Raw genomic sequence first — 21423 nt, 5'->3', positions numbered from 1 at the left:
AAAGACAGAAGAGAGGGACCGAGCCATGGGTTTCAAGACGGGAGACTTCCCGCCGGTGGACACCGAGACATTCTTGGATCTGCCGCTGCGCGAACGTATGCGAACGCTGGCACTGCACTGGGCGGAATACGGATTCGGTACGCCGAAGATGATCCACACCGTGTATCTCGCGAAAGTGTTGGTGCTCTACATCATCGGCGGTATCGCGATCGCGACGGCCACGTCCGGCACCGGTCCGTTCTGGGATGTGGCGCAGTGGTGGAACGAGCCGGTCGTCTACCAGAAGCTGGTGCTGTGGACGGTGTTGCTCGAAGCCGTCGGCGTCGCGGGCTCATGGGGGCCGTTGGCGGGCAAGTTCAAGCCGATGACCGGCGGCATCCTGTACTTCGCCCGACGAGGGAGTATCCGGTTGCGGCCCTGGTATCGGGTGCCGTTCACCAACGGTGACTCGCGCACCACGGCCGACGTGGTCCTGTACCTCGGCTTTCTCGCCTCGCTGGCCATCGCCCTTGTCGCACCGGGACGGACCACCGCCGCGCTGCTGGAAGCGCTGCCGGACAACACCTCCGGGCTGGTCCGACCCGTGCTGTTGATCGCGCCGATCGTGCTCTACATTCTGTGTGGGCTGCGGGACAAGACAATCTTCCTCGCGGCTCGTGGCGAGCAGTACCTGCCCGCGCTGCTGTTCTTCGCGGTGCTGCCGTTCACCGACATGATCATCGCGGCCAAACTGCTGATCGTGATCGTATGGGTCGGTGCGGGTGTCTCGAAGTTCGGCAAGCACTTCAGCAATGTGGTGCCCCCGATGGTGTCCAACAGTCCGGCTATGCCGTTCCGGTCGATCAAACGCGCCCACTACCGCGACTTTCCGAACGATATCCGCCCGTCGCGGGTGGCGTCGTTCATGGCCCATATCGGTGGCACGGCCGTCGAGGTGGTCACACCGATCGTGTTGCTGTTCTCGACGAATCACTGGTTGACGCTGGCCGGGGTGGCGATGATGGTGATCTTCCACCTGTTCATCACCTCCACCTTCCCCCTTGCGGTGCCGCTGGAGTGGAACATCCTGTTCGCCTACCTCACCGTTTTCCTGTTCCTCGGTTTCCCGAACTCGCGGGGCTACGGGCTGTTCGACATGTCCTCGCCGTGGCTGACGGTGGCGATCGCGGCCGGACTCGCCTTCTTCCCCGTGTTGGGCAACCTGCGCCCGGACCTCGTGTCGTTCCTGCCGTCCATGCGCCAGTACGCGGGCAACTGGGCCTCGGCGCTGTGGGCCTTCGCACCGGGCGCGGAAGCGAAGTTGAACACCATCGCGCACCGCCCCGCCGACAACCAGGTCGACCAGTTGCTTGCCATGGGCTATCCGCCTGCGGTCGCCGAGATCACCATGCAGCAGACCATCGCCTGGCGTTCCATGCACAGTCAGGGCCGCGGCCTGTTCTCCCTGCTGTACAGCCACGTTCCCGACATCGATCGCTGGACCGTGCGTGAAGCCGAGTTCGCCTGCAACTCGCTGATCGGGTTCAACTTCGGTGACGGCCACCTGCACAACCTCGACCTGATCGATGCGGTGCAGACCCGGGTCGGGTTCGCCCCGGGGGAGTGGATCGTAGTGTGGGTGGAGTCGCAACCGGTGCACAAGAGCACCCAGGAGTACATGGTGGTCGACGCGGCGCTGGGTGTGATCGAACGCGGGACATGGGAGGTGGCCGACGCGGTCGAGGCGATGCCGTGGCTGCCGGACGGACCGATTCCGCACACCGTGACCTGGCGGCGTGATGACGTCACCGCCGCACCGCCCCAGGGCGTGGTTGCTCCAGCTGAATAAACCGGTACCGCAAGTTATTTCGAGCAGAGGAAGAAGTCGATGACAACGGCGACAGTGGTCGGCAGCGGCCCCAACGGACTGGCCGCGGCGATCACCCTGGCTCGGGCGGGCGTGGAGGTGACGGTCCTCGAAGCGGCCGACACGATCGGCGGCGGTACCCGCTCGAGCGAGGCGATCCTGCCCGGCCTGCTGCACGACCACTGCTCGGCCATCCATCCGATGGCCGTGGGGTCGCCGTTCCTGCAGCGCATCGACCTGGAACGGTACGGATTGCGGTGGGCGTGGCCGGAACTCGACTGCGTCCACCCTCTCGACGACGGCACCGCCGGTGTGCTGCACCGCTCGGTCATCGAAACCGCGACCGGCCTCGGCGCCGATGAACGGCTGTGGCGCACACTGTTCGAACGCCCGGTCGCCGACTACGACGTGTTCGCCGCCGACATCATGCGCCCACTGCTCCGGATTCCCCGGCATCCGATCCGCCTGGCGCGCTTCGGTATTCCGGCAACAGCACCGGCCGCGCTGCTGGCGCGAGCCTTCCGCACGGAAGCGGGACGCGCGCTGTTCGGCGGCGTTGCCGCACATGCCTTCCAGCCTCTCGAGCGCCCGCTGAGCGCCAGCGTCGGGCTCGGCATCCTGACAGCGGGACACCGATACGGCTGGGCGGTCGCGGTGGGCGGGTCCCAGCAGATCGCCGACAGCATGGTCGCGGTGCTGGCCGACCACGGCGGAAAGGTCGAGACCGGCATCCGCGTCCGCTCGATCGCCGACCTGCCGCCATCTGACATCATCATCTGGGACCTCGCCCCGACAGCGGTCGCGGAGATCCTCGGCGATCGGCTCCCCGCCCGAATCTCGCGCGCCTACAACCGGTTCCGCTATGGACCCGGCGCTTTCAAGGTCGACTTCGCCGTCGAGGGCGGCGTTCCGTGGACCAACGAGGTCGCCCGCCGCGCGGGGACAGTGCACCTTGGCGGCTCCTTCGCCGAGATCGCCGCGGGCGAACGCGACATCCACGCCGGCCGAATGCCCCAGCGCCCCTTCGTCCTGGTCGGCCAGCAGTACCTCGCCGACCCCCAACGCTCCGCCGGCTCGGTACACCCCGTATGGACCTACGCCCACGTCCCCAACGGCTACACCGGCGACGCCACCGAAGCGATCATCGCGCAGATCGAACGCTTCGCACCAGGCTTCCGAGACCGCGTGAACGGCCTGACCACCCGCACCACAACAGAATTCGCCGAGTACAACCCCAACTACGTCGGCGGCAACATCATGACCGGCGCCAAGAACATCCCGCAGCTGCTCTTCGGCCCCCGAAAAACCCTGCAGCCCTACGACATCGGCCTATCGGGCCACTACCTGTGCTCGGCGGCGACCCCGCCCGGCCCCGGCGCGCACGGCATGTGCGGTGTCAACGCCGCGGAACGAGCGATACGGGGGCTGCGCTGACGAATCGGCGGTCCCACCTGGCCCGTCACGCTGTGGTATCGAGCTCAGAGGCCGTAGTACCGGCGGACCAGGTGTTCGTAGAGTCGGGCCGGGACGAGGCGGCGGGTCCAGAAGGAGGTGCGGACGTCGGATCCGCACAGATAGGGCCGGGGTCGTGCGGTGAACTCATCCGGGCGGCCTCTCCGCCGGGGACCAGCAGCAGACCCGAGTCGCCGTTCCACTGCTCGTGGTTCGTGGAGACGCCGATCTGATCAATCCGCTCTCCGCCAGCCGCCGGGTGGTCGACCTCGTGCCGTCGGCGACTCTGCGGACCTGTCCAGGTGGCTACCACGGGTTGGAGGAGGAAGCCGAGGGCCCGGTCACCGAAGGCGCGATGCGGGGCCAGGTCCAGGCGGACCGCAGGATGAAGGCGATGAGGATCAATTCCAAGACGATGCCGAGGCCGTAGAAGTACAGCCAGGACGCGCCCACCACGTTGAACACCGTGACGGGGACATAGAGCGACGCCACGATGAGGTTCGCGAGGCGGTTGACCCCGGCGGGCAGTGTCATCGACAACACGACCATGAAGATCGGGACAGCCAACATAGTCAGCGCTGCGGTCGAAAACGTCTGGGAGAGACTGAATTCGAAGACCCTGCCGTCGAGGATGTCCTCGACGACGCCGGGCGTGAAGAAGTTGAGAATATCCACGTAGGCGTACAGGAACATGAAGCTCGTCCACGCTGCGGCGAGCTTGGCTCGCACCGGCATCGGCTGGTCTTCCAGGGAGGTTGTCATCATGGGCTCCACTTGTCGGTCGGATCGGTAGATCAACGATCGTTGAGCCCGGCGCCGAACACACCGGCCCGGAGGCTGGAGTTCACCTGGCCGATGGCACGGTCTCTGTCTCGTACTTTCGGCGGATACGCCCAGGCCCGCCGATCCCTAGGCTGGGGTGGTGGTCACTGTCCGTCGCTCCCTCTGGCACGAGCCTCGGCCTGCTGACGCCCCACCCATCGGTCGTCTCGACTGGCTGCTGGTGGGGGTGTTCGCGGCCGCCACCGTGGTCGAATGCATCGTCGCGCCGGGCTCGCCCTGGCGACCCCTTGTGGTGGTGCTCGCCCTGGCACTGATGCCTGCCCTGCTCTGGCGGCGAAGCCGCCCCCTGACGGCCGCCCTGGTCGGGTGGGGCGTCGCCGGGCTGCTTTCGGTTCTGCAGCTGACCGCGCATGCCGGGGACCTCGGCCGCTATTCCATGCCGGTCGTCTTGATCCTGCTCTACTCCCTGGTGCGGTGGGGTTCAGGACGGGAGATCGTCTCGGGGACGGCGTTCGTGGCAGTCGTCGTCGCGCTGGGGATGTACGCCTCTTCCGCGGGCTGGGCCGACGTTTTCGGCGGAACCGTCCTCGTGCTGTTGTTCATCGCCCTGGCGGCAGTGTTCCGCTACCGCGCCGACCTCTGGCACCGCCAACAGCGCGAGATCCGCAATCAGGAACGGGTGTCGTTGGCGCGCGAGCTGCACGACATCGTGGCCCACCACGTCTCGGCCATCGCGGTGCAGGCGCAGGCCGGTCGCGTGGTCGCCACCATCCAGCCAGAGAAGGCTGCGGAGGTCCTGGCCGCGATAGAGTCCGAAGCGTCGCGAACCCTGGCAGAGATGAGATCCATGGTGCGGGTGCTCCGTGAGGACGAAGCCGTCGCCTACTCACCGCAACCAGGTGTCGCGGACCTGCCCGCTCTGGCGCGCACCGACGCGACGCCCACCGTCGAAGTCTCGCTGGACGATTCGTCGACCCGACTGACACGACCTGTGGACGCCGCGCTCTACCGGCTCGCGCAGGAGTCGCTCACCAACGCCGTACGGCACGCCCGGAGCGCGACCCGCGTCGGGATCGACGTACGCCGGGACGGCGACACCGTCAGGCTGCGGGTCAGCGACGACGGACAGACCGAGCCGGGGCCGGTCCCGGAGCCTGGATTCGGCCTGCTCGGCATGGCCGAACGCGCCAAGATCCTCGGCGGATCGCTGTCCGCGGGGCCGGGGCCGACGGGTGGCTGGGTGGTCGAGGCCGTGCTGCCAGTGGAGACCCCGGCATGAGCATTCGTGTGCTCGTCGCCGACGATCAGGACTTGGTGCGGACCGGGCTGGTGATGATCCTGAGCGCGCAACCCGGCCTCGAAGTCGTGGGAGAGGCAGCAGACGGGCTCACAGCACTCGACCTGGCGACCCGACTGCGTCCCGATGTCCTCCTCGTCGACATCCGGATGCCCGGGCTCGACGGCATCGAGGTGACACGGCGCCTGGCCGGGCCGGAGGTGGCGAGCCCGATGGCGGTCGTCGTGATCACCACCTTCGACCTCGATGAGTACGTCCTCGGCGCCCTGCGCGCCGGTGCCCGCGGCTTCCTGCTCAAAGACGCCGGGCCGGAGCTCCTCGTGCAGGCCGTCCACGCGGCGGCCGACGGCGACGCGCTCATCGCCCCCAACGTCACCCGCAGGCTGCTGGCGACCTTCGCCGACCAGGCGCAGGTGGTACCGGTCCAGCCCATCGACCCGCTCACCGAGCGCGAAGAGCAGGTGCTCGCGCTGGTGGCACGCGGCCGGACCAACGCCGAGATCGCCACTGCGCTCTTCGTCGGCCTGAGCACGGTCAAGACCCACGTCGCATCGTTGATGACCAAGCTCGGCGCCCGCAACCGCGTCGAGATCGCGATGTGGGCGTACGACACCAGACGTGTGCGAGCCGATTAGCCGGTGCCTTCTCAGGGTAGAAATCCGGGTCTTTCCCGGATTCGGCCGCCGAAACCTGTTGCTACGGTCCGTGCATGAACCACGATGCCCGCTTGTCAACAACGAATTCTGGTCTGTGTGGCCCGCTTTCGACGTCGAGGGCGAAGCGAATCGACGTCGCGTGGTTCTTCACGATCGCCATCGTGCTGTGCTACGCGCTGTCGGTTCCGATGGTCTTCGGGCTGGTCTCGACGGACTTCAACAACCTGATAGTTCCGATTCTGCAAATGACCCCGCTGCTCGCCGCGGTCATCATGTGGCGTGTCCGACGACCCGGAACGTTCCGAGAAACATTCGCCACCGGGTGGCGCGGCACACCCAAGTGGGCAGGCATCGGCATCGCCCTCATCACCGCGATCGCCACCGTCCAGGCTTGCATCGCACTGGCATCGGGGATCCGGCCGCTCAACCCGCTCGACCAGATCGTGGCGGCGACAGTATGGATCGTTCCGGTCTTGGTACTGCAGTCGATCTTCGCTATCGGAGAGGAGTTCGGCTGGCGCGGCTGGCTGGCGACCCACGCCGCATCATGGGGATTCTGGCCGCTGGCCCTCGTCAGCGGTGTGGTCTGGATCGTCTGGCACCTGCCGGTACTCGCCGTCATCGGAGACCTCCCACCATGGGACATCGTCATCTATTTCGCGGGCATGCTGCCGTGGGCGCCGCTGCTACTCGCGCTTCGCTGGCGGTCGGGCAGTGTCTGGCCGGCAGTCATAACGCACGGAGCGATCAACAGCATCCGGGTGTACCTGCTGCAATCGGTCCCCGATGCGACAGATCATCTGCTGATCGAAGTGATCGGCTGGGTGCTGACCCTCGCCGCCGCGCTGTGGCTGATGCGTACGAACCCGGACTTGAACACAGCCGACCGACGCGCAGACCTCGACACCTTGGCACCCCATCAGGTGCCGATTGATCGCCGGTGATCGCTGCGCTCGGTCGACAAGCCACGAACCCGCATAAACCGCAGGTCAGCCAGGCGATTTGGTTTCCGACAGCGCGTCGGATAATCTTTTGGCACACCAGCAAGTCCGGGTGGCGGAATGGCAGACGCGCTAGCTTGAGGTGCTAGTGCCCGTATTAGGGCGTGGGGGTTCAAGTCCCCCTCCGGACACCAGTGCTAAACCCAGAGAGGGTCGCACTAACATTCGCTCGGAACTCCAGGTGCGCATAGCGCACCTGGAGTTCAACTGCGTTATAGAGCTCCTGCTTGTGCGCGGGCGCACCTGCGGTCAGAATGGCGCGAACGTCTCCCACTGACTCGATCAGCTTGCGAAGCTCCGTTTCGGTCAGGCGTTCGGCCTTCGGAAGATTCTGAGCCTCGACTCTGCAGTAGCCTTCTCTGCCTGCGCGGCGTTGAGCGCGTCGACGACGACCATCGGCTCGACGCCCGCTTCGATCGCGGCGAGGTGTCGGCCGATCTACACCTGAGCTTCCTGGATGCGTTGACGTAGCGCGCACGGCGACGGGCGTCGGTGCTGTCATCGTTGCCGGCCTCGATCAGCGCTGCGATCGTTGAGTCGATATGCGCCCGGTCGAACAAGGTCGCAAGCCAGTTGTCGATTGGCTCCACAAGATGGTCTTCTCGCAAGTTCACCGTGCGAGGGTGCAGTTCCAGCGCTGGACTGCCGGGTGCAAGCGTTGAGGCGCGGCAACGGTAGTAGACCGCACCTCGCACGACTTCCGCTTGCATCTTCCTGTTGCAGCTGTCGCATCGAACGCGGCCACGGCAGAGGTAGCAGTCGCTTGTTCCCGGCGCCCTGGTCCGTTCGAGCTTGCTGCGGGCGCGGTTGCTCGCGCCTGCACGCTTGTGGCGGAGCAGTGTTGCCTCGGTGAAGGTTTCGACAGAGACGATCGCCGGATGCGCGGGCCGACGAGACCTGACGATGCGTTCGGAGGGCGAGCGTTTGAACCGGACAACATGTCCCGCGGCGACATCGTCGGGATCCAACAGCACTTCGCGTTTGCTCCAACGCCCGAAGATCGCATAGCCGGTGTAGCGCGGGTTCTGCAGGATCGCCGCAACTGTCGAGCCCTGCCAGCCATCTCCGGAGCGATGCTTGTTCTGTTCGGGACGATGCGCCGACGGACACGGGATCGCCAATCGATTGAGCTCGGTCGCGATGGCCCTGTCTCCGTAGCCGGCGAGATAGGAGCGGAAGATCCGCTGAACGACCGGCGCGGTCGCAGCATCGATCGACAGAATCCGCAGCTTCAGATTGTCGCCGCGCGGTTGGGATTGGGGTGCGGTGGCCCGTCGACGACGAGATATCCGTAGGGCGGCCTGCCGCCTTGATGGCGGCCCTCGTTGAGGACTTGGGCGTCCATGCTGGCCCGGGTGCGCTGCTGGACATGCTGGCGTTCGGATTCGCTCAGCCCGCCGAGCATGCTCATCATCATCGAGTGCGTGACGTTGTTCGGGTCGAACCGACCCCCCAACTCAGGAACCCAGATCTCGACTCCGTACGCATGAATGCGCGGCGCGACCAGACTGAACTGGTTGCCGAACCAGCACCGGGTGCCTTCCCCGTCCGGATGAGGCGGACCGCCGATAGCACGTTGACGTCGAAATAGGTGCGCCATTGCGCGTCGGTGATCTCGCGCGCCGATACCGATTCGAAAATGCCCAGATTGTTGACCAGGATGTCCACGGCGGGCAATTCCCGCAGCAGGTGCTCGACGCCCTCTTCGGTGGTGACATCGGTGGCAATGCCGATGACATCACCACCCGCACTGCGCAATTCAGCAACAGCGACATCCACGCGTTCGACGTCGCACCAGTTGTTGGCGAGGGCGGGATCGGTGAAGGTGGCGCCCGCGATGGTGACCCACCAGCCGCGTTGGTCGAACGTTCGCCATTCGTCGCTCCAGAGCAGCCGGACCTCGGGGTATTTCACCCGCAGTCGTAGGTGCTGGTCGAGGATCTCGGTCGCCGACCAGGTCACGACCCGGCCGTCGGTGTCCGGTGCCACCAAGCCGACCCGTTTCGACGAGAGTTGCGGGAGCCACCGGTCGGCCAGGCTGCGCTGGATCGAGGGTCGGTCGGCGTCGGCCTGGGCACGCAAGGCGTCGAACGCGAATCGTTCCTGATCGGCGACAGGTACCGAACCCGAGGCTGCCGAAGTACCGGCAGGTCCGGTGCGGGATTGTCCCTCGCGGGGGCCGTTGCTCGTTCCGATGTCCACGCATTCGACGAGCTGATCGTGCACGGTGTCGATCCGCTGAACTCCCGGATCGCCGCCCGCGCCAAGGGTATTGGGTAGGCGCCAGAATGTCCCGAACGGAAACTTGAACTCGTGCGGCACGGCGGTCGCGCCCTGCCCGGCCGGTGGGAGATAGAGCGGAGTGCGTGAGAAGTCGAAGGTGCCGGTCGCCACCGACTGCCCGGCCTGTGTGATCGAGACACGCAGGCCGTCGGTGGAGATGATGTCGCCGCCCGGACAGGCCGCCCGCAATTCCATGCGGACGATCAGCCCGTCGGTGTCGGTGCGGTATTGCACGGGGGTGAGCTGCGGCGGTGTGCCGCAGCGGGTGACGAGTTGGGTCGGCTCGACGGTGGGAGTGCTCGCGCCAGTTGCTGGTCCGCCGGTGGGGGCGTAGTAGGTGAGAAGGTCGCGGTCGGCGACCGCGAAGCCGTTCCCCGCTCGCTGGGGGTTGCCGTCGAAGCCGGGAACAGACCACACCGTCGCGCCGGTTCGAAGGTTGATCGCTTGGAGGGCATCGTCTTTCGTGAACAGAACGTGTTCGCGGTCGGTGAGCCACTGGAACGGCACGGTGTAGGACCGCACCACGTCGAAGGGTTGGGTCCAGCGGGTCGCACCGGTGCGGAAGTCGATGGCGGACAAGGTGTCTTCGCCGACGAGGACGACCGTGTCGTCGATGATGTCGGAAACCCCGGTCGCCCCCGACCATGTTCGGCTGCCATCGGTGAAGTCGTAGGCGGTCCCACCGATCACGTAGCTGTCGGGCGAGTCCGCGACGGTGAGTGGGGCGGCGTATCCGCCCTGACCCTCGTGGGTGCGCAGGGCGTTTCCCGCACTGTCCAGCACGACGGTGGTGCGCTGGGTCTTCGAGCCGCCCGGGCAGGTGACCGCGACGAGTCCGTGTCCTGGATAGGTGGCGACGGCGATCGCGTTGGTGGCGATCACCTGTTTGCCATCGCCCGCGCGCAGGACGATGCTGCCGGTGTCGTTGCCGAAGTAGACGAATTCGTCTGTTGCGCCGAAGTATTGCTGATCCCCGGAGCCGGGACAGGCCTGGGTCGGCGTGCGATCGACACTCCACTCGGCGGTGAGGTCGTCGACGCTGCCGCGCGAGATCCGGTCATAGCCCGCGGTGACGATGTCGTCGCCGACCACCGCGACCCGCGAGATATTCGACGCCGCTAGACGATGGTGCAGCGAACCATCGGACATTCGAAAGAACGCCACGCCCTCGAAATGGTCCGGCCCCATTCCGGTTCGGCCGAAGCACGGCAGCAGTCCGTCGATTGTCCGGTCGGCACACGAGGCGCTGAAACCTACGGTGGAGGTCCAGCGGATCTGCCCGGTGGCCGCGTCGATCGCGACGAGGTCGGGCTCGTAGTCGGAGTCCGGAAGGTAGGCCGTGGTGATGACGGTGTCGCCGAGATCGAGGAATCCCGGCTTCGCGACGCCGGTCGACGACGGAATCGGTGCCGCGAACTGGGCGCGAGCGAACACGCGCGCAGCAGCGAGAGTCCAGTTGGCACTGGGTGTTTCGGGGAATGTGTGGCGAAGCTGACCGCTTGACTGGACCGCCATGGGCTCGGAGGTGGGAGATCGGAGGGTGAACCACCAGGCGATGCCACCCGTCGCGACGAGTAGCGCGACAACGCCAACAGTGGCCAGCACCAACAGGTTCCGGTGACCGGACCGAGGAGCCGATGTGATCGTCGTGTTCTTGACCAGGTTGACACTGGGCCGGTCCGATCGCGGAACCGTCGATGCGACCGGTTGCCGGCTGACGGGCGGTGTCGCGACAAGTGGCGCCTTTGTCAGCGATACGGTCGGCGAAACAGGGTGCACTTCAACGGAAGTCGCTGTGTCACTCTTCGGGTCGGCCAGTTGGACAGTGACGAGAATGTTGTGGACCTGCGGCGGCCACGGCACATCCTTGGTGCGAGTATGCCATTCGCCGAACGCGCATCCCGCGGCGATGATGAACCACGCGACCCCAGGAAGATCGAGAATCGCCAGCACGAACGCCACTACGCCCGCCACCCGTGCCACGTGAAATGGCCGCACAACGAGAATAGGCTTGCCCGCGCGTGCTGTGGTGCCCACCTGGCCGGTCGGCGAGACCGTGTCGGCGGTCAGATCGCGGATCAGGGTCTGCCCGTATGTCCCTTCGCGGATCAGCAGGTCGGTGTAGATCAGCGTCTGCGCCGTGCGGAACAGCGGGACGGCGACCGCCAGATAGACCATCAGATAGAGCGGAAACGCGAACGTCGTCTCCCCGAACACCGCGAGCACGAGCCCGAGCGGGCAGTAGGTCGCCATCAGCACCACGACCACCAGCACCAACCAGGCCAGATGCAGCCCCAGCAGCCGCCAGAACGACGGCTTCGCCAGTGCCGCAGAGCGTTTCAGCGACGCCACCACGCCCTTGTTCTCGAGCATCAGCACAACCGGTGACAGGCTGAACAGGATGCCGAGCGCGAATTCGGCCGCAAGCAGCACCGGCATCGTGACGACCAGCGCGGGCAGGCCACCCACCACCAACGACAGCGCGGGCAGCACCCAACCGGGCACCACCAGCAGGAGGTAGAAGAACGTCATCAGCCTGCACAGCGGCCAAAAGCGTTGCCGCGTACCGGCGAACACCTCGGCGAACTCCACCGGGGCGCCGCGGATCGCCCGGTCCGCCGCGAGGGTGACGACCCCGTTGATCGCGGCGTCACACGGAATTCCGACCACGAACAGCAACCCGACGAACACAACCATCACACCGGCCATGCCCACCATCAGCGACGTGAGCGGATCGTCGGACCCACCCAGCATCGACATCGCCACCTGGACGAGCACATAGCCCGCCATCGCGAAGACCGCGACCGCGCTGACGAGCACAGCGCCCGTGAACCCGATCGAGACCTTCCCGTGCCGCGCCACGGCCCGCGCCGACCCGACGACCATGTCGTTGAGCGTCAGCGGCCGGATCGGGATCACCGGAATCGCCGGGTCGAGCAATTGGCGCGTGATCTCGTGGGCCCGGCCGGTCCGTTCGGGGCTCGGTCCGTTGGTGAATGCCATTTCCGCAGAATGCGCTCCGCGGCGGCGACGCGGTATCAGCTATCCGACCGACACGCGGTGGATCGAATACCGCACGGTCGCTATTTTCTGTGCCGAACGAAAGGAGGCACCATTTTTGGGGCCCTACAACTGCAACCTTCACAGTGAAGCCGTTCAGCCCTTAATGTTTCACACAAGGGTGTTGTGCGGATCGGAGGCCAGGCGATGTCGGTAGTTGGTGTGACAGCAGGAGTTTCGGGTGAGTTCGAGCGTCCCGCGCGACGGTGGGCGGTACCGGGGCTGAGCCCGCGCGAGCTCGAGGTCATGTTGGCGTGGATCCTCAGCGACTCGAAAAGTGATGTGTGCCAGTCGCTCTACCTGGCGCCGGGGACGGTGAACACCCATCTCACCCGGATTCGCGAGAAGTACGGCAAGGTCGGCAGGCCCGCGCCGACCAAGGCGGCGTTGCTGGCGCGGGCTCTGCAGGACGGACATCTCCACCTCGACGAGATCTGACCGCGGCGGTCGTCTCAGCCGATGAAGAACATCCATCCGGTTGTCCAGAAGAGAACGGCGAGACCGATCGCGACAACGAGCAGGACAATTCCCGCGACGGTCGGCATCAGGAATACTCCGAACGCCCCGACCGCGATCAGCAATACGTGGTAGATCACGATGGTGAATGCGTCGACAACGATACCCAACGCCGTGGCGATTTTCTTCAGCATGGGGCAATTTTCGCGCGCATTCAAGTGGAAATTGAATAGGGCGACCGACTGTCAGTTATCCGGATGACAGTGAATTCGCCGACCCGACAACCGGATGCCCGAACGGGCCGAATTCGGTGCGGTGGATCCCGGCGCGCGGGTTGTTGGCCACGATGGTGACCAGAACCGGTCGATGGGGCGGCAGAACGCGAATGTGCACACTGCCGCTGTCGAAGCCGGCGAGCGCGGTGGTGACCGCCGCGAGAATCCGGTCGTGGACGAGGGTGTCGGCATTGTCGAGTCCGTGGTCGTCGACCAGGATCACCTCCACCCCGCGACGCCGGGCCTCGCGTGCCGCGGCGATCACCGCACCGGTCGCGAGGACCGGAGCTCGGAGCGTGTCGCGCAGGTAGGCCTCGACGAGGCCACATTCCTCGGCCACGTCGGATGTCACCGCGGCGGGACCGGCCAGTGTTTCCAGCAGTGGCCGGACCATCCGGTCGAGGCGGTCCGCCTGGGCGAGACGTTCGGCGAACAACGCCGCGGCGGCCGCTTCCGCGCCCGCCTGCTTCGTTGACTCGGCCCGCAGCTGAAAGATCGCGTGGGCCGCCGGGCGCAAGGTGTAGGCGAAGAAGGTCGCCATCAGCAGGGGGCCGAGGTTGATGATCGAAATCGAGACGCCGTGCCAAGCGCCCTGCCCCGTGCGCGCCGCCCACACCGCCGTTGTGGCGATCGCCGCCAGCATTCCGCACCAGGCGGCGAGGGTGCGCCCACGCACACACAGGAAGGTCGCGGTGACCGTCCCCGACCCGAAGGTCCACAGCTGTGCCGAAGTAGCTTGCGGCAGTGACATATTGGTCAGCGTCAGGAAGGTGGTGAAGGGGATCGAAGCGGCCATCGCACTGGTGGTCAGCACCGGAATCGGGTCGGCGCGGACTCGAAGCAACCCGATCGTGACGGCACCGACGATCACCAGCGACACCACGACCGGCCAGCGTTTGTCCATGTAGTTCCACGAGGTCGAAGCCAGCAGCGATTCGGCGAGCAGAAAGAACCCGGCGAGAAACCACGCGGCGCGGGTATCCATGCCCAGCAGCGCGCGGATATCGCGAGAACCGGTGGTGCTCACGCGGCAGGCTCCTTCCAGCCCAAGCGAATAACGGTTCCCGCACCCGGACGCGTGTGGACCTCCACCGCGCCGCCCGGCAGGTGGCGGACGCGTTCGATCACGCTCACCGACAGGCCGAGACGATGTTCCGGCACCTGTGACGGCACGAACCCGACACCGTCGTCAGCGCAAACGATGGCGATGTTGTCGGCGGAGAACGCGAGTTCGACGGTCCGGGTGGCCCGCGGGCCCGCATGGCGGACACTGTTGCGAACCGATTCGCTCACTGCGGCCCCCAGGATCTGGACCGGGTCGGCGGGCAGGACCGCGTCGTCGGGGGAGACGGTGATCGACGGAACCAGCGCGTCGTCGACGTCGGCGATCGCCGCCCGAAAATAGGCGGCGGCCGAGGACAGCGGGTAGCCGAGGCCGGTATCGGGCCGGGTGTTGTCGAGCTTGCCCAGCGTGAGTCGCGCCTGGTGGCGCACATCCTCGCGGCGGGTCCCTCGCGCGGCCGCCAGGAGTGTCGACATCACCCAGTCGTGCAGCAAGGCGTTGAACCGAACCCGTTGCACCGCACGGGCTTGCGTCGCGGCCGCGGTGGCGGCGGCGCTGTGGGCCTCGGCGCGGGTGCGGTCGAGCAGGCGCCCGGTGTGCAGCGCCATCAACGCCGCCGCCACATACAGCAGGCAGAAACTCAGCCCGAACATCAGGTCGGGCAGGAAGGGTGCGTTGTGGTCGGGCGTGCGGCAGAACTGATTGATCAGCTGAACCGTGGCCACCGAGACCACCAGCAACGCGATCGTGCGAGCCGGACCCCACGCCACCGCCGCGGCCAACCCGGCGAGTCCCGGAATGCCGGAGATCCACGCGTCCGCGGTCATCAGGTCGCCACGCCACGCCAACGGCCAGGCCAGCGCGGCAGCCGGATACGTCACCGCGCTCACTGCGGCGACCTGCCGAATCCAGCGCACGTCGTGGCGAAAAGACAACGCGCCCAACACCATCGGCGGACCGAAGACGGCCGCCACCGCGAAGAAGGTCCACCACGGCTCCAGCACGGCGTACTGGGCGGCGATCGTCGGTATCAACAGCAGCAGGTAGAACAGATACCCGGAGGCGATGAAGCGGGCGAACAGCCGGGTGAGCCGGATCTCGGTCGTCCCCGCGCTCAGGGCGCGTGCCGTCGACGCGGTATCGGAAGCCACCCGTCCTCCAAGGCGCGTTTGAACAGTTCGGTTTTCGTGCGCGCGGGCCGCCCGGCCTCGGCGTACTTCAGTCGGATCCGGCCGAGATAGGCGTTGACCGTCTCCTCGGTGAGGCCGGTGAGCCGGGCCACCCGTGCCGCGGGCTCACCCGACGCGTACAGGGCGAGCACTTCACGCTGTCGAGGACTGAGTTTGACGACGGTGAAGTCGTCGTCACCGTCGATCGCGATCGCCCAATCAATGGTCGGCACTTGCTTGCCCGCCGCCGCGTCGCGCACCGCCGCGGCGACCACCTCGTCACGTTCGGATTTGCGGACCACCCCGAGCACCCCCGCCCGCGCCGCCGCCCGCACCAGATACGGCTCGTCCGCCGACGTGAACACCAGCGTCTCGATGCCCGCCGCCCGCAACCGCTCGATGTTCTCCGCCGGCGTCGACCCGTCGGGCAAACGAAGATCGAGCACGACCAAAGCCAGATCGGTGGTGATCGCCAGCAACTCCGGCACCGACGGCGCGGTCGCCACGATCTCCACGCTCGACTCGTCGGCGAGAACCTGACGAAGCCCGGTGATGGTGACCTGATGGTCCTCGACCACCCCGATCCGGCGCACGCCGACCCCTTCGTCCACCATGCCTCCTGAGATCCACTCGGCGATCGTGCCAATTGTGCTGCATCGATGCTGGTTTCACCACCTCGTGCGCGACCGGCTTCCACTGTGGGCCCACCCGTGGGCCGCCGCGTTGTCGGCTGTTCGGTGGATACTGGCGCGCGGCCGCTGTTCCTAACATTGAAACCAGATGTTCGCTGGTGCTCGATGGACGGAGAATTCTCTTGTCGGCAGACGTATTTCGAAGGGTGATCATGGTTGCGGCAACCGGAATCGCGGTGTCCGCGGGTGCCAGTGGTTGCTCGCTGCTCGACACCGAATTCGCTGTCGGAGACTGTGTTTCGGTGAAGTCCGGGTTCACCGACGACGGCATCGAAAAGGCGGATTGCTCGGACGGTGGTTCTGCCGACAAGTTCTCCGGTGACGGCATCTACCGGGTCACCTCGGTCGAGGACTACCTGTCGAATTGCCGACGGGGACAGGTGGAGTTCAACCACGAACCTCACGACAAGACCTACTGCTTGTCGGCATTGAGCACACGGTGAATCGAGGACTCATGCTTTCACGACTGCTGCCCGCGGCGCGCACTGCGGCGTTGTCCGCGCGGGTCGGAATCTGCGCGGCTCTGCTTGCGGCGACGGCTGTTTCGGTGGGGACCGGAACTGCTTCCGCTGCCGCATGTCCCACTGTCGCGATCGGTGTGCCGGGTACCTTTCAAGGTCTGGCGCACGCCGGTAGGCAGGACAAGAACAACCCGGTTGTTCGTTTCGGGTCTGAAGTCGCCACCGTCATCGCGACACTGCGGCAGAAGATCGAGATCAAGGACCACCACATCGTCTACCCGGCTGACGGCGCGGCAGACCTCGACGCCGCCGGTGCCCGACTGGTGTACGACTGGTCGAAGTACAAGGCAAGCAAAGACGCCGGCTATCGAGCGGCCTACGACGCGGTCAAAGATCACGCCGCCACATGCGCGACAACCAACTTCGTGTTGGTCGGATACTCGCAGGGTGCACATATCGCGGGTGACCTCGCGCAAACCGTGTTCGATGGGAAAGGCCCGGTGGATCGGTCCCGCATCAGCGCCGTCGTGCTGCTGGCTGATCCTGCTTACAACGGCCCGTCACCGCGCACCACCGAGGTGATCTACACCAACGGCAAGCTCACCCAAGACCAGGATCATTGGAAGATCGGCGGCGGGCTCGGCCAACGGGCCCACTTCGCCGGCAGCGATCCGGTCTTCTCGGTGTGCGTGTACGGCGATCCGGTGTGTGATGGCGCTGATCTCGGTGGGCAGGACGGGAAGTTCAAGGGCGTCGAGAACAAACATCTCCACGCGATCTATCTGGGCCAGCGGTTCGAGAACGAGGCCGACATCGCGACCTGGGCGGGTGTGCAGGCAACCCGACTGATCCAACCGGCCGCACCAGCGCCTGCTCCAGCGCCCGCACCTCCTACGAAACCGGCGGAGTCGGTAACCATCGCGCAGGCGGGGCCCCGCAGTGTCACCGTCACCGTCACCGAGGCCGGCGGCGCAGGTGACCGAACCGTTCGCTGCTGGAACGCGACCGATGCCACCCATAAATGGGCCGAGAACTACCTGGGCGAGACCAAGGTGTCCATTCCTCGGACAGGAACATTCACGGTCACCTGCCCGACAGCCCCGAAACCGGGCACTTTCTCCGTAGAGTTCTTGAATTGGCGGTGGTCGCCGTCGATTCAGTGGCGATAGCAGGCGGGATGTCCCATCAGGTTTCGGTCGGTGCGCCTGCCAGGCGTGTCGGCGTGGTCGATGATCAACGCGATTTCACCGTCTCCGCGCTTCGGTCGTATCTGAGGCCGCACCCGGATATCGTGATCGTCGCGGCGGCCGAGAGCGTCATCGACCTGCTCGCGGTCACCGATGAGGTGGACCTGGTCGTGCTGGATCTGCTGTTGGGCGACGGTTCGACCCCGTTCGACAACGTCAACGCGTTGCAGGCGAAGGGAATCGAAAGCCTGCTGTTCACTTCCGGTGAGGAGCCGGAGCTGGTGCGAATGGGCGCTCGCGCGGGCGCGCGTGGGATGGTCAAGAAGTCGGATCCGCCGGAAGTTGTGGTCGCGGCGATTCGTGCTGCGGCACACGGTGAGTCGGTGATCTCGGCCGATCTCGCCATGGTGATCGACGCCGATCCCGACTTCGCCCCGACCCTGTCGACCAGGTTGCAGCGCACGCTCGCGTTGTACGCGTCCGGCGAATCGGAGAAGGACATCGCCGAGATCATGGGGTTGAGTCCGCACACAGTGAAGGCGTACCTGGCCAAGATCCGCGCCGCGTACGCGGCAGTGGGGCACGAGAACATGTCGCGGTCGGAGCTCACCCGGGCCGCACGGCTCGGCGGGTTCGTCCGGCGGCCGTGGTACCGCCCGCGTCGGCGGCCGTAGTGACCCAGGTCGACGACGATGCCGGAGATCGACTGCTGCGGTTGTACTGCCGTTTCGTCGGGGTCGGCTACCTTACGTACTTCGGGCTGGTCCTCCATCAGATCGTGGCCGAAGCGCCCGTCACCTCGGCGTGGTGGGTGTGGCTGGCCGTCGCGATGATCTTCGTTCCCGGGATCGCAACGGGAGCAATGACCTTCCGGCGAACATGGCGGGCCCCGACGCGCTACGCGGCGCAGACTGCCGCCGTCGGATTTCTGGTCCCGACACTGTTGTGGCTGTCGGCATGGAACGGTCAGGTGCCGCCGATGACCTATCTCTGGATCTCGGCGATCCCGGGTCTGGCAGGCTGGTGCGCCGCCGCGTTCTGGTCGGCACGGGTCGCGCTCGCCTACACCTGCCTGCTCGTTGTCCTCACTCAGAGTTTGAACCACCTCAGCGGTGCGGCGACCTCGTACCTGGTGTCCGACCTGATCACCAACCTCAGCTACTGCGTACTTCTCGTCGGCGCCGGCTGCATCACCGTCCGCACCGGGCGAACTCTGCACGAGACCCGAAGGCGCGCAGCGCAAGACGCCGCGATTGCCGCCGCCAAGAGCGCGCAGATCACCGAACGCAGGTTGTTCATCGACCTGGTCCATACCTGGGTGATGGCGACTCTGCTCGCCGCCGCACGCCAGACCCTGTCGGAATCCGACCTTCGCCGACATGCTCGAGCGGCCTCGGCCAGGCTCGAAGTCCTTGCCGCGCAGCCGCCCAGCAGCGGACCCGTCCCGATAGCCGAAGTGGCCGATCGGCTTTCCCTGGCGGTGTACGACGTCGATGTGGGCACCGCGTTGTGGATCGACAGGAACGGTCGTTCGGCGTTCCCCGCAGCTGTGGTCGACGCGTTTGTCGCCGCGCTCACCGAAGCAGTGCGCAACAGTGTTCGGCACGCCGACGGATGTGCCGCTGTCCGCATCGAACTCGGCGACGGCAGCGCTTGCGTTCGAATTTCCGACAAGGGGCCAGGTTTCGGGCAGAATCAGGTGGACGACAAACGGCTCGGCGTGACCGCGATGAAGGACCGCATCGAAGAATTGCCCGGCGGCTCGGTGTCGATTCGGACGGGCGTGGGGCGGGGGACGACGGTCACGTTGAGGTGGCGCGCGCCGCGGGTGGAACCCGACGGCATCCGGACCCTGCTCGGAATGCGCCAACCGGCGGCGTGGATCGCCACGTTCGGTTTCCTCCTCGGCATGGCTTCGCAGGCGGTCACCGGGCGCTCCGGCATCACGCCGTGGTGGCCGGTGGGAGTTGCGCTGCTGTTGTTCGTCGCGGCGGCGCTCGCCCTGCTCTTCGTGCCCGACGACCCGATGCCCTTGCTCGCCGCGATCGCTGTGACGCTGACCGGTCCGGTGGCAATGGTACTGGTCTGCGCGGTTCTGCCCGTCCCCGTCCATTCCGGCACCCAGTTGTGGCCCCTGTTCCTCGCGACCACGGTGTACGCCTTCCTGTGTGTCCGTGGTCGGGTTGCGCTCGGGTGGGTCGGTTCGGCCCTGATCGCCGCGGTCGCGATCGGATGGTCGATACGCACCGGGCAAGGGCTCGTCTACGGCGTCGAGATCACCGCGATCGATATCGCGCCGATGACGATCGCGACGGTTGTCGCGCGAACGATTCGGCCCGCGGCCTACGACATCTTCGCGGTCCGAGACGAATCCATCCGCCGCGCAACGCGATCCGCGCAGCTCGCGGCCGCAACCGCCCAACGCGGCACCCAGCTCAGAACCCTCGATCCGCAGATCTTCCGGCTACTCGCGACTATCGCCGCCGAAGGTCGACTCGACGAACAGGACACGACGACAGCCGGACTGTTCGAAGTGCACCTGCGAAGTGTCGCCCGAGCTCCCGGTCTGGTGCACCCCCTCGTGGTCGCCGCCGCATGGGCGGCGCGGCGTCGCGATGTGGACGTTCGACTCGTCGACGACGGCGCCGACCGAATCGACGAACTCACCGAGTCGGAGCGCGAGAACTTCCTGCTGTGGGTAGCTGCCGAAATCGACAGCTGCGACCGCGGCACGACCATCACGATCCGCGTGAACCCGCCACGGCGACCCGCAGTGGCCACCGTTGTCGCGACGACGACCGAGCACACCCGGCGCCTGTCCTACGAGACCCCCAATGGTGAGCAATGCAAAGGAAAACCCCGGAAATAGACATCTTCTCGAACTGGATTCGCGTCGATACCTTGGCAGAAGCAGGTCAACGCAGCAGCAATCATCCAGAGGAGTCGAAAATGGCCAATTTTCAATGTTGGTGTGGTCGCAAAGTCCACGACTGCACAATCTGTAAGGGTTTCTCCGGCAAGACATGCTCCAAATGTGAAGGGACCGGCTACATGTGTGGCTCCCACGACGGTTACTGGAAGAGTAAGACATCTTCCTGGCTGTAATCCTGTCGGTACCGAATGGAATGAGAACTTCCGTGCAGCTTTCCAGTGAAGAATATTCCGCCACAGTTTCCGAAGCTACGCTACGGGAGATTCATGAACGCGCCCGAATCGTGGCGGAGATTGCCCTACGTCAAGGGGTGGCGTTCGATGTCACGCTGCGGTCCGAGCCCGAGGTGCTCATGGGCTGGTATCTCAGATCCTACCGGGTGGTGAAAAGTACTGAGCGAGAAGGTCTTACGACGTGGACATTGACAGATATCTCGGTGCTCGGTCAGGACGGAATTCTGTACCTTGCGAGACGGGAGAGGGAGGTCGAGACCTACTCGACATTTCAAAGATGTCGCGACGAACTATCGGCAACGTCAATCTTTTCGACCGATTGTGTGTTCCGGCTCGAGCGAAGTCGCCGAGACAGTACGGCAGTCGGAAACTCAACTGCCTTCGGCGAATCGATTCTCACCGATCTGAAATCACTGGAATTCACGCGCACGACCGAACCGCGACGGTCTATGATTCCGACCCCACGCCCACCGACCACCTCGACCACAAACGCTGCCCCGGCATCACCTCTACGTTCGATAGCCCTCATCTCGGTATGGGTGTCGGTCATCGCTGCAGTGCTCTGGACGACTGTCTT

17 protein-coding genes, 1 tRNA gene and 2 pseudogenes are annotated in these 21423 nt (G+C 65.8%); 11 read left to right on the top strand and 9 right to left on the bottom strand.

Annotated elements, in window-relative coordinates; translation table 11 throughout:
* Window positions 1–25: 25 nt before the first annotated feature.
* Together ACFWUP_RS03370 and ACFWUP_RS03365 are read left to right on the top strand one after the other, a co-directional pair.
* Window positions 26–1828 carry a DUF3556 domain-containing protein gene (locus tag ACFWUP_RS03370; protein ID WP_379230274.1) on the top strand — a complete coding sequence of 601 codons (1803 nt, stop codon included), beginning with the start codon at window positions 26–28 and terminating at the stop codon, window positions 1826–1828.
* A gap of 39 nt (window positions 1829–1867) precedes the next feature.
* Window positions 1868–3280: a phytoene desaturase family protein gene (locus tag ACFWUP_RS03365; protein ID WP_379230272.1), complete on the top strand. Its 1413-nt coding sequence runs from the start codon at window positions 1868–1870 to the stop codon at window positions 3278–3280.
* Window positions 3281–3604: 324 nt separating this feature from the next.
* Here ACFWUP_RS03365 and ACFWUP_RS03360 read toward each other — a convergent pair whose 3' ends face one another.
* Entirely contained in the window at window positions 3605–4060 is a 456-nt protein-coding gene (locus ACFWUP_RS03360; protein WP_379230270.1) for a DUF6326 family protein, read from the bottom strand.
* 160 nt (window positions 4061–4220) lie between these two features.
* Between ACFWUP_RS03360 and ACFWUP_RS03355 the strand changes: the two genes are divergently transcribed.
* The 4 genes from ACFWUP_RS03355 to ACFWUP_RS03340 all read left to right on the top strand — a co-directional run bounded on the left by ACFWUP_RS03355 (window position 4221) and on the right by ACFWUP_RS03340 (window position 7169).
* Window positions 4221–5360: a sensor histidine kinase gene (locus ACFWUP_RS03355; RefSeq protein WP_379230268.1), complete on the top strand. Its 1140-nt coding sequence runs from the start codon at window positions 4221–4223 to the stop codon at window positions 5358–5360.
* Entirely contained in the window at window positions 5357–6013 is a 657-nt protein-coding gene (locus tag ACFWUP_RS03350) for a response regulator (protein WP_379230266.1), read from the top strand. Before ACFWUP_RS03355 ends, ACFWUP_RS03350 begins: the two co-directional genes overlap by 4 nt.
* Window positions 6014–6087: 74 nt before the next feature.
* Complete coding sequence (locus ACFWUP_RS03345) at window positions 6088–6978, top strand: CPBP family intramembrane glutamic endopeptidase (RefSeq protein ID WP_379230264.1); 891 nt, start codon at window positions 6088–6090, stop codon at window positions 6976–6978.
* A gap of 103 nt (window positions 6979–7081) precedes the next feature.
* Window positions 7082–7169 (top strand) — tRNA-Leu (locus ACFWUP_RS03340).
* 78 nt (window positions 7170–7247) lie between these two features.
* On the opposite strand, the gene ACFWUP_RS03335 is transcribed toward ACFWUP_RS03340, so the two are convergent.
* From ACFWUP_RS03335 to ACFWUP_RS03320, 4 genes and pseudogenes are all read right to left on the bottom strand, one after another.
* Window positions 7248–8177 carry a recombinase family protein gene (locus ACFWUP_RS03335; protein WP_379230941.1) on the bottom strand — a complete coding sequence of 310 codons (930 nt, stop codon included), beginning with the start codon at window positions 8175–8177 and terminating at the stop codon, window positions 7248–7250.
* 89 nt (window positions 8178–8266) lie between these two features.
* Window positions 8267–8452 carry a hypothetical protein gene (locus tag ACFWUP_RS03330; RefSeq protein WP_379230262.1) on the bottom strand — a complete coding sequence of 62 codons (186 nt, stop codon included), beginning with the start codon at window positions 8450–8452 and terminating at the stop codon, window positions 8267–8269.
* A 128-nt stretch (window positions 8453–8580) separates the two neighbouring features.
* Window positions 8581–8874 (bottom strand): annotated as a pseudogene (locus ACFWUP_RS03325) (SDR family NAD(P)-dependent oxidoreductase); the annotation flags it as partial.
* Between the two features lie 861 nt (window positions 8875–9735).
* Window positions 9736–10467: pseudogene (locus tag ACFWUP_RS03320) on the bottom strand (hypothetical protein); the annotation flags it as partial.
* A gap of 2058 nt (window positions 10468–12525) precedes the next feature.
* Between ACFWUP_RS03320 and ACFWUP_RS03315 the strand changes: the two are divergent.
* A complete protein-coding gene (locus tag ACFWUP_RS03315; RefSeq protein ID WP_379230260.1) occupies window positions 12526–12816 on the top strand; it encodes a helix-turn-helix transcriptional regulator in 291 nt (96 codons plus the stop codon).
* Between the two features lie 14 nt (window positions 12817–12830).
* On the opposite strand, the gene ACFWUP_RS03310 is transcribed toward ACFWUP_RS03315, so the two are convergent.
* From ACFWUP_RS03310 to ACFWUP_RS03295, 4 genes are read right to left on the bottom strand one after another with little or no spacing between them, the layout of a single operon-like run.
* Window positions 12831–13028, bottom strand: a complete 198-nt coding sequence (locus ACFWUP_RS03310) for a hypothetical protein (RefSeq protein WP_379230259.1) — start codon at window positions 13026–13028, stop codon at window positions 12831–12833.
* 55 nt (window positions 13029–13083) lie between these two features.
* Window positions 13084–14136, bottom strand: a complete 1053-nt coding sequence (locus tag ACFWUP_RS03305) for a hypothetical protein (protein WP_379230257.1) — start codon at window positions 14134–14136, stop codon at window positions 13084–13086.
* Window positions 14133–15323, bottom strand: coding sequence for a sensor histidine kinase (locus tag ACFWUP_RS03300; protein WP_379230255.1), 1191 nt, complete (start codon window positions 15321–15323; stop codon window positions 14133–14135). Before ACFWUP_RS03300 ends, ACFWUP_RS03305 begins: the two co-directional genes overlap by 4 nt.
* Complete coding sequence (locus tag ACFWUP_RS03295) at window positions 15287–15955, bottom strand: response regulator (protein ID WP_379230253.1); 669 nt, start codon at window positions 15953–15955, stop codon at window positions 15287–15289. The genes ACFWUP_RS03300 and ACFWUP_RS03295 overlap by 37 nt, the downstream gene beginning before the upstream one ends.
* A 230-nt stretch (window positions 15956–16185) precedes the next feature.
* Here ACFWUP_RS03295 and ACFWUP_RS03290 point away from each other — a divergent pair, with 230 nt between their 5' ends.
* From ACFWUP_RS03290 to ACFWUP_RS03275, 4 genes are read left to right on the top strand one after another with little or no spacing between them, the layout of a single operon-like run.
* On the top strand, window positions 16186–16476 hold the full coding sequence (locus ACFWUP_RS03290) for a hypothetical protein (RefSeq protein ID WP_379230252.1): 291 nt from the start codon (window positions 16186–16188) through the stop codon (window positions 16474–16476).
* Between the two features lie 11 nt (window positions 16477–16487).
* Complete coding sequence (locus ACFWUP_RS03285; RefSeq protein WP_379230250.1) at window positions 16488–17663, top strand: cutinase family protein; 1176 nt, start codon at window positions 16488–16490, stop codon at window positions 17661–17663.
* Window positions 17664–17671: 8 nt separating this feature from the next.
* On the top strand, window positions 17672–18355 hold the full coding sequence (locus ACFWUP_RS03280; RefSeq protein WP_379230248.1) for a LuxR C-terminal-related transcriptional regulator: 684 nt from the start codon (window positions 17672–17674) through the stop codon (window positions 18353–18355).
* A complete protein-coding gene (locus tag ACFWUP_RS03275; protein WP_379230246.1) occupies window positions 18355–20550 on the top strand; it encodes an ATP-binding protein in 2196 nt (731 codons plus the stop codon). Before ACFWUP_RS03280 ends, ACFWUP_RS03275 begins: the two co-directional genes overlap by 1 nt.
* Window positions 20551–21423: the final 873 nt, after the last annotated feature.

Source organism: Nocardia sp. NPDC058658 (assembly GCF_042716665.1).
Taxonomy (GTDB): Bacteria; Actinomycetota; Actinomycetes; order Mycobacteriales; family Mycobacteriaceae; genus Nocardia.
This window is presented reverse-complemented; position numbering and strand designations above follow the sequence as displayed.